Genomic DNA, 14,482 nt, shown 5'->3' on the forward strand with positions numbered 1-14,482 from the left:
TTCCCGACCTTGAAAAAGGCGGGTATTTTTATAAGTATTGTAAGTTTAGAAGTTCTGGGAACCACCTGCGAGCAAAAAAGGTAGAGGATGCAATACGGTTCGGGTCTAAACGCAATTGAAGAGTTTACAATGCTTATCCGAAGCGTATTGGTATTACTAAAAGCTTTCTTCGTTAAGCGATATGGAGGTGTGGACAAGTCAAAGAATTAACAAGGCCAGAAGTGGCAGCAATGTTAGAACCTAAAGTGACAGCAAGGCAGCTACAAGAGTATTTAAATATAGCTCGAAAATATGTGCCGGAGTTCAAAAAATTTACTGACCCAAAAACAGGACGGTTAAGAGGCTTAGCAAAGCTATACGAGTCGCATATACCAGTACTCCAGGAGATACGTAGTTTAGCTAGAGAACATACTCTAGCGGAGATAGAAATAAATTATCAACAAAAAGTAAAAACGGAAAGCAAATCCTTATAAATGTGATCATGAACAAAGGAGCAATTGTTTTGGTAAGCAAAAATGAACGTGTATCGCCAAGGACTAAAACCAGCAATCAAAAAGTTGCCAAGCTTATAGGCAAGATAGGTTTGAAGTACCAACATCAGATATATGCAGTTGGGACAACGTTAATTGTGGCAAGCCAAACAATGCCAGCCCAGGCATTTGGACTGTTTAACCCGACTCAAACAGCATTGACGTGTATGTTTGGTGGAGTATCAGCAGCTGGTAATGCTTTAATAAATGGTTTGCCAGGAGTAATAAACGCAGCGATAACAGTGATGCTATTCGTTTACTTTGTTTCATCTGGTGTGAAAGTAGCGAATGCACTAGGCGAAGGGCAGGAAGTTACTCAAATGGTACAGCAACCAATAGGAATTTTCTTTATAACTTTAGTGTTATTTATTGCCCAAAATATTTTGTTTGCAAACGTTAGTGCGGCTTGTACGTAAGAGAGGGAACAGGGAATAGGGAACACTTCGGCAAGCTCAGTGCATCGCAGGCAAGAGGGAGGAGGGAACTTCTAGCTCTTAACTCTTAATAGCTTGAGGGGAGAGAAAGAAGGAACTTTTTTAACTCTGAAAATTAGTAAAAAGTAAGAGAAACTGTTGCCTGCTCATCCTTTTCTATCCTAATTACCTATTCCCCATTCCCGCATTCCCTCTTCCCTCTTTCTGTTAAGAGTTCCCTATTCCCTTTTTATGCCAGAAATCAAACAAGTAAACCAGTCCTTGGGAAAGAGTGCATCAATCGGAATCTTTACAGGATTTCAATTTGCAATAGTAATCCCGTTATTTGGGATAGGTTTTTTCGCTTCTTATGCTATGGGGTTAAATCTGGCTTGGAGTATATTGATAGGTTGCTGGTTGAGTGCAACAGCTTTAGCCTTATCAGGAAAAAAGCCACATTTATTCTGGTCAAAGATTTATCCAATTGTGCCGATGTGGTCAAGAGGATATGTAAGATATTCAACTCCACAATCAAAAAATCGAGTTGGAGTTAAAAAAATTCGTAAACATTGGTCGTGATGAAGAATGGTCGCCTAAAAACTAGAAATAAGCTAAGTCCCTTTGAAGACTGGCTAGATTTGACAACTTTTATAAAACTAAAAAGGGGTGGCTATAGCATTGGCGCATACCTATTAAGTAAGAAACTTTTAAGCGACACGAACAACACATTACAACTAGTATTTGGATATAGCTGTACAGGAATACATCCTTTATTTAATTCAACTGAACAGGTAGAAGCAGTTGCAGAAGCTTTTAAAAATGGGTGCAAGGAGATACCAACTGGTGAGAAACTCACATTTAGGTGGAGTTCGTTTTGTGATGATAGTGATGCTAAAAAGTATTACTATAAACGATTGCAAAAGCCAGTATCAGACGAGAGTGAGTTTCTGGACTGGGGACAGTTGGCAAGAATTCAGGAGTTAACACAGCAGCGGCAACGAAAAAACATAACTCTTTCGGTGTACACAACTTTCACGGTATTGCCAGGAGGTACAGATGGAGGAGATCCGATAGACAGAGCATTGGTGAAGCTGGCAGATTTTTTACAACGGCGGTTTACACCAACAGGGGGGACGGAAGTTACAAAAAAGAACTTAGCAAGGATACTAGAGAAAGGGATAGATATATCGCAAAGACATTTGCAGATATTAACAGAAATGGGGTTCGCACCCAAACCAAAAAGCGTACAACAACTATGGGATGAATTAAGTAAAAATGTGGGAGCAAAAAAAGTAAAAGTCCCACATAATTTGGTATTTGATGAACTTGGAGTTAGGGAGGAATTTAACGAAGTAGCACCGACAAATAAATCTTATATAGATCAAGCGCACGCGACATCAGTTTTAATGAACAACGGTATACCTTATGCAGATCGTCAATGGGTATGCTTACCTTATGGGACTGATGGGAAAAAATATGTGGGCGTGATGGTTCTGTCGCAAAAACCAGAGGTATTTGCATCAACAGAAGCACAAATCCGCTTTTTATGGAATATATTTGCACGAGATACGATTTATGATGTCGAAGTAATTACCGAAATAAGTCCAGCGGATCAAAAGCTAACACGATTAGCACAACAAATGATTACCCGCAGAGCGCGAAATGCAGAAATTAGCGCTGCCAAGAAAACAATCGATGTAGCCTCACAAATCAATGTTGAGTGGTCGGTGAATGCCCAAAAGCAATTGTACACGGGGGACACACCAGAAACTCTCTCGTTAGTTGTGTTAATTTACCGAGACACGCCTGAACAAATTGATGATGCTTGCAGATTAATTTCCGGGTACATAAACCAACCAGCAGAACTGATTAGAGAAACAGAATATGCTTGGTTAATTTGGCTGCAAACGCTGGGAGGAAAGATTGAATACTTATTATCGCGTCCTTACAATCGCCGTTTAACATTCTTTGCAAGTGAGGTGTTGGGACTGGCCAGCACAGTGCAAATTGCCAAGGCTGATAATACTGGTTTTGAGCTAATTGCAGACAATGGACATACACCAGTGTTTTTAGACTTGTTAATTACCAAGAATATGATGATTCTGGGAACGACAGGTTCAGGAAAATCTGTTCTTGTGGCGACAATGATTGCCCAGTATTTGGCTTTGGGGATGTCAGTTCTAATTATTGACTTGCCCAATGATGATGGGACTGGAACATTTGGAGATTTCACTCCATATCATGGGGGGTTTTACTTTAACATTGCCAAGGAATCAAACAATCTAGTTCAACCAGTCGATTTATCTGCAATTCCTGAGTCGGACGTAGAAGGAAGAAAAGAAAGACTTAAATTTCATCGAAATGATGTTAATTTAATTGTCTTGCAGTTGGTGTTGGGGTCACAAAAATTTGACGGTTTCCTGGCACAAACAATCGAGTCATTAATTCCGTTAGGAGTAAAAGCATTCTACGACGCTCCAGATATTCAAAAACGATTTGAATTAGCGCGACAGTCAGGGATCGGAACACAGGAATGGGATGATACACCGACTCTGGTAGATATGCAGCGATTTTTCTCTACAGAGTATATCAATTTGGGCTATGAAGACGATCAGGTTGAAAAAGCGCTTAATTATATCCGCTTGCGGCTGAAGTATTGGCAGGCTAGTTCAATTGGTGATGCAATTTGTCGGCCTTCGACCTTCCAAACAGACGCCAAGTTCATAACTTTTGCTCTGACTAATCTGCAATCAGATAAAGAAGCAGAAGTGTTTGGGATGAGTGCGTACATGGCAGCTTCGAGGCAGTCGCTTTCCTCGCCCAATAGTGTGTTCTTTATGGATGAAGCTTCAGTGCTACTGAGGTTTACAGCTTTATCGCGGCTTGTGGGTCGCAAGTGTGCCACTGCTCGCAAGTCAGGGACTCGCATTATACTCGCTGCCCAGGATGTAATCTCAATCGCTGAATCTGATGCTGGAGAACAGATTCTGCAAAATATGCCTTACAAATTGATTGGGCGGTTAGTTTCTGGTGCGTCTAAAAGCTTTACTGATATCCTTTCTATTCCTCACGCAATCATTGAAAAGAATGAATTATTTCGTCCTAACTCTCAACAGATGTACACAAATTGGCTACTCGACTACAACCGCACTTACATCCGCTGCCGTTATTATCCCTCCTACGTCATGCTAGCTCTAGTCGCTAACAGCAGAGAGGAACAAGCAGCGCGCGATCGCTTTAAAGCTAAGTTCAATAACAAGTTTGAATGGGTGTCGGAGTTTTCTAAGTATTATGTTGAGTGCATAAAACAAGGACAACCACTATGAAAAGCCTAATTAATTTTATCATTAAACAAAAAATTCTGTTAACGATTTTGGGTGTAGGAGTAGCAATATTAGGTTTTCAGATGTGGAAAGTTCAAGATGAAAAATACCAGAGTTTTTTAACTGAACAACAAGAAGTTTGTGAAAAATCTATAGCTGAGGGATTAAATGTTATTAAAGCCAGTAAAACCCTATCTTCAATGTATAAATCTCAGTTGGCTGGAGAGGAAATTAATTATAAAGAGATCAGACAACCAGGGATAAATGTTGCACTCAGAGATAATGGAGATTATGTATTGATTAGGACAAATAATCGTCCGTTAATCCCAAACAACACGCCACATTATAAAAACGATTATTTTAAATCGTATTCTCAACCTAGCAAAGATAAAACGAATTATGTGGAGTTGGTAACCGTTCATCCTTTAAACAACAAAGAAGCTCTTGTTGAAAGTCGCTGTTCGCCCTCATCCTTTGCAACACCTTTAACAGATTTATATGAAATTTCCCAGCCGAATGATTTCACGTACACTAATCCACGTTTTTAGCTTGAGTTCCGTTTTTGCAGTGAGTATTTTCGTAAGCAACAATGGGGGTCAAGTTCTGGCTTTAGAATTACCTTTTCTCACTCAATTCCAGCAAGTTTATACCAGTTTAAAAACTCGAATTAATGGATACAAGAATGAATTTAATTCTTCTTTAGGGGAAATACAAGGACAGTTAAATGGTGAAGTAACCGAGAAATTAAATCAGGCTGTTGATTCGACTATTGGCTCTTTAGGAATTCCAGACCCTTTAGCATCAGCGAGAAATATCAAAAAAGTAATTAGTACCCAAAATCCAGATTTGCAAGAGAGAGATCCCAATGTACAAGGTAGTAACGCCGAAATTGAATGGCATCGTCAATATACTTTAGGACAATCACAATCGACTTTGGGAACTGAAGGACAACTAGTACAGGCGCAAGAAGCTGACTTAACAAATGAAGCGCTAAATACTTCTTCAACTAATTCTTTAAGCGCGCAGTCAGATGTTATAACCCAAGACATTTTGAAAAAAATGGCTGTGCAAAACTTCCAAAATGTAATTATTTCTAAAGCAATACATGGAGAAACTCAGAAACAAACACGAGCATTAGCAGCGGCTAATATTAATCTGACTGATATTTCTAATAGTATGACTCAAGAATCTCAAAAAGAAGATGCTCAAGCTAGAAACGCAGCAATGCAATTGCTCAGCGCTGGAGCTTACAATGATGCTTTCTGGGAAAGACAATAGAAGCCCGAAAGGGCTGGGGAAAGGGAAAAGGCTCCCCTGCTTCCCCTTTACTTTTACCCTTTTCTCCTTTTAACTATTATGTATTCATACCTAATAAACCTAATCTACTTGGGGATTGCACCTGTTACTAATACTAACGATAATAAAGACCTGCCTACGCTCTCAAGACGTGTGGTGAATGGTGCGATAGATGGTTCTAGGATAGTAACTTCAGCTTTTGATAAAGACTGGGATTTATTAGCAAGTGGGAACAATTCTGTTTATAGAGCTATTGTTAATGTCTCAATGCTAGGAGCAGTAGTTTTCGTAAGTTTTTGGGCATTACAATGGTATGAACAATTTATGGAAGAGGGTTTTTCACCTGGTTTTGTTAGAGAAGTGGCATTTCCTCTAATTGTGATTTTGTTACTTAGCAATAATGGAGCAATGCTAGCTGCTTCATCTTTAGCTTTACGCAATGTTTCAAATAATCTTAATTCCCAAGTCTTATCTATTACTAGAGGCGATGTTTCCCTGAAAAATGCAATTCGAGGTGCAAACATAGATCAAAGCTTTATTTTAGCTGCTCAAGCTCAACTAAGTCAATGCGAAAAACTCCAGGAGAAAGCGACAGATCCAAACGGTCTTGAAACTTATCCCAAGCAAGAGTGCCAACAAAAAATAGTTAAAGATGCTGAGGATCAAGCTAATAGTTATAAACAAGAAAAGGGAATACAAGCAAAAAGCAAATGGAATATTTTAGATATTATTGGAGGGGTGATTAACTATATTGTTCAAGGGATGTCCTATATAATTTTTAGTGGGTTATCAGCAGCCTTTCAATTTGTAGTTCAGTTTTCTTTTCTACTGACAGCTTATATGGCTCCAATTTTTTTGGTTTTATCGATATTACCTTTAGGGGCGAAACCGATATTTGCATGGCTTTCTGGATGGTTAGCACTTGCATTAATCATGATGTCAAACTCAATTCTTGTAGGAGTTGCGGCTAGTGCCTTTGTTGAAACACCCACAAATAATCCGATGTTGCTACAGTTAATACAAGCAATCTTTTCCCCAATTCTCTCTGTAGCAATGGGAGCAGGTGGGGGAATGGCTCTTTTTACTGGCTTTACTAGTGCTGCGAAATTTACGATTTCGCCAAGGAGGTAAACCATGCAGTTACTAGAGAAAAAGCAAATAAACTTAACCCCAATATTTTTGATGGGGAATGCAGTCTTACTACTGCTTTTACTATTAATCCAAGTAGTAAATTTTGCGCGGATTGGGAAAGTAGCACAAAGCAAGATGCCGACACTAGTGGAACTAGCTGATGGGTCAAGTATTCGAGTATCACCTATCGATAATGAGGAACGGACAGCGGCAGCAATCACCTACTTTGTCGGGCAGACAATGACGGGGCTATTAAGCTGGACAGGGATACCAAATAGTAATGACTCGTCGAACCCAGACCCAACGAAAAAACCAGTACTAGATGCAGGTGTGCAGGTGGGAGATAAAAAAATTACAACGAATGTATGGGTTAGTGGATTTGCATTATCTGAAGATTTTCGAGGTAATTTCTTAGAGGAATTAGGCTCTCTTACACCAGTTGATGTTTTCAACGGTACGACGCAATCAGTTCTAGCTGTGCGGGATTTTTCCGAGCCTCAGAAGCTGGCACAAGGGAAGTGGTCAATAGATATGGTAGCCAACTTGGTGGTATTTCAGGGCAGCAATCAGGTCGGTCGGGCGATCGCATTTAACAAAACAATATTTGTCAGAGCAATCGATACACCACCGCCTCCCCCCAACTCATCTAAGATTCAACGCATTGCATATGGGGTTAGGAAATCGGGTTTAGAAATTTATAAAATGCAAGACTTGGAGCTCGGGAAGTAATTCTATGACAGCGACTGAAGCACTAAGGACTGAAGAAAATAAAGCGATTGTTGCACTCTCTGCCACAATAGAGGCAACTGACTCTGTACCCCAAGATAAGAAAAGTTTTGGAGCAATGAATGGGGTAACTGTTGAATACACTTTAGAAAGTGGTTCAGAATTAGTTGAACCGGAAAACCCACCAGACCCAGAAGAGATTGTAACCACTCGCGCAGTAACTCAGCATCCTTTACTAAAAGCAGGGGTGATAGGGAGCGGAATTTTTCTGGTGGTGGCGGTGGCAGGTGGGATGATAAATGCTTCAATGAATGCTTTAACTAATTCGACGGCAGTAAGTCCACAGCCGATAAAACAAGCCGACTCTGCCGAAGATACTGAAGAAACAGTTTCTGAGAACCCTGGCAAAATAAAGACGGCACTAGCGATTACTTCTCAAAAACCGGAATTAGAAAGCATAAGGAATATTTCAAAGCCTATAAGAAAAGGAGAATCAGCTAACGCATCTGCTGATCCGAATTCCACAGCTTCAACTAATTCAAAGGCAGTTGCATCTACCACATCTCCTGTACCAACAAGCCAACGGCAGTACACTCCAGTACCACAAGGACAGCCAATATCTGTTCGGAGAAATCCAACACTACAACCGCCTATATCTAGAGAAGCGGTATCAACAAAGTCTTCCTTTGCCCCTACACCTAGACCACAACCTCAATCTATAGCTTTGGGGATGTCTGTTGGCAATAAATTAAGCGTAGATCCGCAACAGCAGTGGTTGGCTGTTTCTAATGTTGGTAGTTTTAGTGCTAGTAGTGATGCTACGACTGAGGAACCAATTAATACTGAAGGTTTGGCGGGTGGCACTGGTACATCCCCAGTTAATACATCAACTAACGTAGCAGAAACTTCAAGTAATCAAGAAAATGTAGATTACAATGCAAGACGTGTAATAGTTGGAACTCGCACAGAGGGCAAACTAGAAACCCCAATTGTTATAAGTGCAGGTAATACAAATCAAGTTCAAAAATATCTGATTAGGTTGACTAAACCTTTAAAGGCTTCGGATGGTCAGGAAATATTACCCATCAATTCTTATCTTGTAGTAGTACCAAACAGTACAACTACTTCAGAATATATTCAAATGTCTGCGGTATCCGCCTTAATTAACGTTAATGGTCAAACTTTAGAAAAAGCTATACCAGAGAATTCCGTTATTATTCTAAATAAAAACGGAGAGATTTTAAAAGCTCAATCTCGTAAAGGCAGTAATTTGGGCAGTGATTTGATGGCAGCAGTAATCGGCGGAATATCAAAAGCTGCTGAGGTTCAAAATAATCCGAGTAGCCAAACAACGGTTAGCTCCAATGGTTTTTCTAGTAGTACCGTAAGTAATGATAATAGAAGTTTAGTAGCAGGTTTTACTCAAGGAAGTTTTGACCAAGTTTTGCAAAGAATGCAATCATCAAATACTCAACAAATACAATCGTTACAGTCTGATACCAAAGTGTATGTAGTACCAGCCAACACAACTGTTCAAATATTTGTAAATCAGAGCATTTCTCTATGAATTTTATGCAGAAATATAACAAAGTCCTTTCGGACAGGGAAAAGGGGAAAGGGGGAGCAGGGGGAGCAGGGGGAGAATTGGAGGAAAGAAAGTTATTTCCTAATAATTCTTCTTCAATAGCTTCAATAGCCCCCAATTCCTTCCCTGCCTCCCCTGCCTCCCCTGCTCCCTTTGCTCCCTTTGCTCCCTTTGCTCCTTTTCCCCTTACCCATAGACCGAAGGGCTTTCTCCTTGGACTAGTCCGAAATACATTAGTGGGTTTATTAGTTCTTAGCCCAACTACTGCTTTTGCTGGTGGAGCTAGAGCAGTCTACTCGCAAGATGCTCAAGGGATTAATTCAGCCGGGATAGCTCTGAAAGTTTGGCGAGGGTATGGACTGACTATCAACTTTATTCCGACAGGTGAAACAATTAAACAAGTTTGGATAGGTGACCCGTCTCGTATATCGTTGACTTCAAATGGTAATCTCTGCCAGAAAAATAGTAATTCATCTAACAACGACACAGAAAACTGTGGTAGTGGCAGTGCAACAGTTATTTTTCTGCGTCAAATAAAGCCGATAGCTTTCCCAAACATGACGACAAGCAGTGATGGTAGTACGCAAATCACTGTAATTACGTCAGCCAGCGATGGACAGAAACAATACCAGTTTAAATTAATACCTGCTACGGGACAGCCCTCATACACCAGCCTAGTTATCAAACCGGACTCAGAACGACCATTGCCTGTAGTCAGAACTAAACCCCAAGAAGTCTCAACATTACCAACAACTACTTCAAATAAGACATCTGCAATTTCTCCAAGACCCACGCCACCGACAATGCCAACACCTGTAGTGCAACAACGCCTGAGTGCTGTGGCATACAACACCTCTAGAATTTCTGTAACATCAAGAAATTCTTTACCAAGAAACGATGCGAATGCTGTGGTTTATGGGCTAGCTCTTGCTCATCGCAATGGACAAATAAAATCGGGTTCAACAACTTGGAATCAAGCTCAAGATGCTATTAAATTATTACGTCTTGGTAAGACAAGACAAGAGGCTGTTTCTCGCTCTGGTATTGACGAAAAAATTTTTAATCAGTTAATCGAGTGGGGACAGGAATGAAAATCTCAAGACCAATCTAAGCAATAAGAAGAATTATTTAGGAGAAGAGATGATGTCTGGACATTACTATATATGCAAATCATTTCGCATAGCTTCTATCGTCACACTTTGTTTAGCCTTAATTTTATCTGTACAGCCAAACAATAAAAATCCTAAAGTATATATGATATTCACACAATCAATAATGATGCTTTATATGTCTCAACTAGAGCTTTAATATGCTTTTTGTATAAAACTACAGTTTTATACAAAAATCTTACTCTGATTTCTTCAGATTTTTAAATACTTTTATACTAGGCTAAACTAGAGAGTTTTAAAATGAATTATTTAGTGAATTTTTTTAAAACAGAACTAATTAGATTTCTCGCTATTTTTTATAAAGATAGTTATGAGGCAGATAGCTCAGCAGGCTACTTAATAATAGTATTAAGTATTGGATTTGCTGTTTTACATACAAATATCCGTGAACCCAAAACATACTGGAATTTGCTTTTACCTTTGCCATCCCTCTTTTTAGTATCCTCGAAGGTTCAGGCAAAGAAAGAATTTCAAGCTCGGCAACAAAAGTTTCAAGGTAAGAGAAATTCTCAGCCGTTAATCTGTAGAGGTTGTTCCCGATTTAATTTCTTGAAAATTGAAGATTTTAACTATTGCTGTCAATTACATCCTACTGGATTCAAAGGTAATATTTGCCCTGATTATGAATCCCAAAAAGCATTTATGCAAGCTTGGGAAATAAAGCATCTTGCAAGAATTAAAGCTCATAAAGAAGTTGAACATCTTAAACCAGTAGGTTGTCAAGGATGTCTAAATTATTGGGGAATTGATGACGAGGACTTAAAACCGATGATTTGCTCAAAGCATCCGAACGGATTTGAAGGTGAAAAATGTCCAGATAAAGATACAGGTTTTTCTCCAATTATCGGCTTCTTATAAATAGTTTTTAAGTAAAAATATCATCGTCAAAATTTAAAAACAATGAAACTGTTACAAAAGGAAATCAAGCAGTTAAATAAATATTTAGTCAAAAGACTAGCTCGCAAGTATTTCAATAAGATAATAGCTATTTTAGTGTTATTGATAGTGACACTCCAATGTCAAAAGTTAGGTACAGCCAACTTATTTAGGACAGCATCACAAGCGATGTCATGTATGTTGTTCAGAAAGACCACTTCGATTTTTATTCAAGTATTGCCGAGCTTTTTGTTTACCGGACTAACGCTGATTTTATTCGGATACTTTATGGCTGCGTCAGTGCAGATGTTAAGAGAATATTCTACAAGCATTGAGCCGATACAAAAGCCTATGACTGTGTTTGGAATAGTACTAATACTTTATATTTTACAAAATATATTTTTGGCTAATGCTGCTAACTGTTAACTGAAATCAAGGAAAATATGAAGTTGAAAAATTATTTATTAACAACTGCGGCTTTAATTGGGCTTATTTTACCTGCCCCGTCTAAAGCTGATACTCCGACAATTACCTACTCTCAAGGGAAATATCAAGTGCAAGCCCCAGACTGGTCACGTATCACTTGGGATAACTTACCACCCGTGCAACAGCCAGGATATCTGAGTATTCCTCAAAACCTCATATCAGTATTTGGATATGACCCCTCACGTTCATGGACAATAGGCCAGAAAGTGAGTTCTGTTGTAATGTTGGGAGATGCAGATGATGCATTCAAAATGTCCAGCTTCAGTCTGAAGTCGATAAGTGCGCTCGCACCACAGACCAAAAAACTGACACTAAAAGACCTTGGTTTAATACAGTGGCAGACCCCAGCATCATTAGTCAAAGCTATCCCAGCTTTGGGAAACTTAAGCCTTCGACAAGTCCCACCAATAGCCGCATTATTGTCTAAAAACGGAGTGTTTAATAATCGCAAGATTTCTCAAATTTTACGGTCAAATCCACAAGCAGCAAATTTAGCTTTGGGAAAATTGGATTTGAGCAAGTATGCAATTGAGTCTGTACCAGGACTAACAAAGACTCCATTGAATAAGTTTAAATCCTGGCAGCAAAGTTACGTAAACCAAGTTCCCGGCTTGAGCCAAGTTCCTTTTGATAAAATGCCCTTGCCAATTGATTCGGGATTAGGTGTAGTTGGTGTCGCGTCCTTGGTACTGGGCAAGGCTGAACAAGGAGATTCAAGAGTGGGGGCAAACTACTTTATCTCTGGGAGTGTCGTTAGAGGCGATACCACCAGACCAGTAGCCTGTTCATCTCTTAAAGAATGCTCCTACATGGAGTTAGGAGATATGAGAGGCTCGAACGGGGGCTTATATGGTAAACGCTGGGTATCCGGTTCATCACAGCAGGTTAAAGGTGGGTATGGATTTTTAGCTGCGGTCAACGGTGGTCTTGAGCCGACAGGACGACTGGTTTATGGCAGTGGGTTTAAGGTTGCACTAATGGGAGTTAATGAATCAACAGGCACAGCAGACTTTGGTTTGTTCTTTAGAATCTGCGCCCATCCGCCATTTATGCAGAAGACTTGTACGCCTTACTTTATTGGGCCAGTGCCTTGGCTTGGAGTCAGGGAGAATGGCTTAGTTATAGTCGGAACTGGGAGATGACAACAAAAACGAATGCCTCAGTAGATCCAAATCAATTGCTGCCACCAGGTATAGAATCGGCTCTGCTTTCTCCCGCAGGACTTGGTTTACTAGTCTGTGGTGCAGTAATTGTAGTTGCCAAGTATATAGATGCTAATGGGGGTAAAGCAAAACTAGCGACTGCAAGATGGGGTGGAACAACAGAGAAAGCAGCAGCTCGAAAATTGGCCTGCAAACAAATCAATAAACGTAAACACAATCGTGTGTCGCTGTATGTTGGAACTCCCAAAAATACAAGTAGTGAGGTAGTTGATGGAATCAGAAAAACGCGTATTCCAGAAGATGTAGGAACACTTTACTTACCAGACGCACAACGGGGGATTTTTGTTTGTGGTGGCCCAGGTAGTGGAAAATCTTTTTCTTTTATTACTCCTGCTCTGCGTGCGACAATAGATCAAGGATTCCCCTTAGCACTTTATGATTTTAAGTATGCAGAGCAGGAATCAGCAACAGCCGCATCTAAAGGACAAGCAGCAATACTCGCGGGGTATGCACTCGAACGTGGTTATCAAGTCACCGTTTTAGCCCCAGGTTTTCCAGAGTCGGCGATCGCAAATCCAATAGACTTTCTTCGCAATAATGAAGACTCGGAAATGGCGCGGCAGTTAGCTATCACGTTAAACCGCAACTTTCAACTTGGAGAGAAAGATTCAGGAAACAGCTTTTTTACGAATGCCGGAGATCAGCTAGTACAAGCTGTTTTCATGTTGGCGAAGGGAACTGCTTACCCAGATATCATGATGTGCCAAGCAATTCTTGGATTGCCAAAGCTAGTTAAGCGCATGGAACAAGCAGAAAATCTTAACTTCATGGTAAGAGAAGCTTTCGCGCAGTTCGTATCTGTTGCTGGTAGCCCAGAAACAGCGGCTAGCATCGTGGGTACAGCTAGTGGATTGTTTAGCCGATTCATGGTTCCAGCTGCATTAGCGGCTTTTTGCGGCAAAACTAACATTCCGCTGGATTTGAAAGGGCGACAGATGGTGATATTTGGAATGAATAAGGAAAAGCGTGATGTAATTGCACCGCTGCTTGTCTCCATTCTGCATCTAATAATAAGCAGAAATGTCGCCAAAAAACGCACTTGTCCTCTGGTACTTGGAATTGATGAATTACCGACATTATATTTACCAGCCCTGGTGGATTGGCTCAATCAGAACCGTGAGGATGGGCTAATTTCAATATTAGGTTTACAAAATCTCTCAATGCTGATTGAAGCGTATGGAGAAAACACAACTAATGCCATATTTGGAGGATGTGCAACGAAGGCATTTTTCAATCCGCAAGATGATGTAGCAGCAGAACGTTTTAGTAAATTTTTAGGTGATGAAGAAATTAAGTATAAGCAGCGTTCCCGCTCATCAGGGGGAAAGGGCGGTGCAAGTATTTCTAACTCTGATCAAAATAGTACTCGGAAGTTATTTGATATTAACCAATTTAATACATTACCAGAAGGTCAAGCTGTAATTATTAGCCCAGGGTTTCGCTCTCGTGGGCAGATAAGTATACCAATATTACAAAAGATTCATATTCCGCAACATGAAATTGACTCAGAAATAACAAGTGTGAGAGCTTGGTACAAATTTCAAAAGTCATTGGCATCAAAATCTACCCTGAAACCTCCAGCAGATGAAGAAATGAAAATCCGCCGAGCAGCTGCTTTGAAGCTGTTACCTTTAATAGAAAATCAAGAGCAGTTATCAGAATATGCTAGTTTGATTTAAAATTAGATAATTCACTCAACTTACTATTAAACAAAATCAGGAGAT

Annotated in this window: 14 protein-coding genes; all 14 read left to right on the forward strand. The window is 40.0% G+C overall.

Annotated features, from left to right (window positions below):
• The first annotated feature begins 230 nt into the window (after nt 1-230).
• Nucleotides 231-473, forward strand: coding sequence for a hypothetical protein (locus WKK05_RS41090; protein WP_341531976.1), 243 nt, complete (start codon nt 231-233; stop codon nt 471-473).
• A gap of 8 nt (nt 474-481) precedes the next feature.
• Nucleotides 482-946 (forward strand): hypothetical protein, encoded by a 465-nt coding sequence (locus WKK05_RS41095; protein ID WP_341531977.1) that lies wholly within the window; start codon nt 482-484, stop codon nt 944-946.
• Nucleotides 947-1,195: 249 nt separating this feature from the next.
• Complete coding sequence (locus WKK05_RS41100) at nt 1,196-1,522, forward strand: hypothetical protein (RefSeq protein WP_341531978.1); 327 nt, start codon at nt 1,196-1,198, stop codon at nt 1,520-1,522.
• The gene (locus WKK05_RS41105) at nt 1,522-4,269 is read left to right on the forward strand and encodes a DUF87 domain-containing protein (protein ID WP_341531979.1); all 2,748 of its coding nucleotides are present in this window, start codon (nt 1,522-1,524) and stop codon (nt 4,267-4,269) included. Before WKK05_RS41100 ends, WKK05_RS41105 begins: the two co-directional genes overlap by 1 nt.
• Nucleotides 4,266-4,814 carry a hypothetical protein gene (locus tag WKK05_RS41110; RefSeq protein ID WP_341531980.1) on the forward strand — a complete coding sequence of 183 codons (549 nt, stop codon included), beginning with the start codon at nt 4,266-4,268 and terminating at the stop codon, nt 4,812-4,814. Before WKK05_RS41105 ends, WKK05_RS41110 begins: the two co-directional genes overlap by 4 nt.
• A 19-nt stretch (nt 4,815-4,833) precedes the next feature.
• Nucleotides 4,834-5,544, forward strand: a complete 711-nt coding sequence (locus tag WKK05_RS41115; RefSeq protein ID WP_341531981.1) for a hypothetical protein — start codon at nt 4,834-4,836, stop codon at nt 5,542-5,544.
• Nucleotides 5,545-5,622: 78 nt separating this feature from the next.
• A complete protein-coding gene (locus WKK05_RS41120) occupies nt 5,623-6,693 on the forward strand; it encodes a hypothetical protein (RefSeq protein WP_341531982.1) in 1,071 nt (356 codons plus the stop codon).
• Nucleotides 6,694-6,696: 3 nt separating this feature from the next.
• On the forward strand, nt 6,697-7,422 hold the full coding sequence (locus tag WKK05_RS41125) for a hypothetical protein (protein WP_341531983.1): 726 nt from the start codon (nt 6,697-6,699) through the stop codon (nt 7,420-7,422).
• Nucleotides 7,423-7,426: 4 nt separating this feature from the next.
• On the forward strand, nt 7,427-8,986 hold the full coding sequence (locus tag WKK05_RS41130) for a hypothetical protein (protein WP_341531984.1): 1,560 nt from the start codon (nt 7,427-7,429) through the stop codon (nt 8,984-8,986).
• A gap of 5 nt (nt 8,987-8,991) precedes the next feature.
• The gene (locus tag WKK05_RS41135; RefSeq protein WP_341531985.1) at nt 8,992-10,095 is read left to right on the forward strand and encodes a hypothetical protein; all 1,104 of its coding nucleotides are present in this window, start codon (nt 8,992-8,994) and stop codon (nt 10,093-10,095) included.
• A 318-nt stretch (nt 10,096-10,413) separates the two neighbouring features.
• Nucleotides 10,414-11,031, forward strand: a complete 618-nt coding sequence (locus WKK05_RS41140; protein ID WP_341531986.1) for a hypothetical protein — start codon at nt 10,414-10,416, stop codon at nt 11,029-11,031.
• A gap of 42 nt (nt 11,032-11,073) precedes the next feature.
• Complete coding sequence (locus tag WKK05_RS41145; RefSeq protein WP_341531987.1) at nt 11,074-11,475, forward strand: hypothetical protein; 402 nt, start codon at nt 11,074-11,076, stop codon at nt 11,473-11,475.
• Nucleotides 11,476-11,492: 17 nt separating this feature from the next.
• Nucleotides 11,493-12,677, forward strand: a complete 1,185-nt coding sequence (locus WKK05_RS41150) for a hypothetical protein (RefSeq protein WP_341531988.1) — start codon at nt 11,493-11,495, stop codon at nt 12,675-12,677.
• Nucleotides 12,674-14,437 (forward strand): TraM recognition domain-containing protein, encoded by a 1,764-nt coding sequence (locus WKK05_RS41155; RefSeq protein WP_341531989.1) that lies wholly within the window; start codon nt 12,674-12,676, stop codon nt 14,435-14,437. The genes WKK05_RS41150 and WKK05_RS41155 overlap by 4 nt, the downstream gene beginning before the upstream one ends.
• The last annotated feature ends 45 nt before the right edge of the window (nt 14,438-14,482 follow it).

This window comes from Nostoc sp. UHCC 0302, from assembly GCF_038096175.1.
Classification (GTDB): domain Bacteria; phylum Cyanobacteriota; class Cyanobacteriia; order Cyanobacteriales; family Nostocaceae; genus UHCC-0302.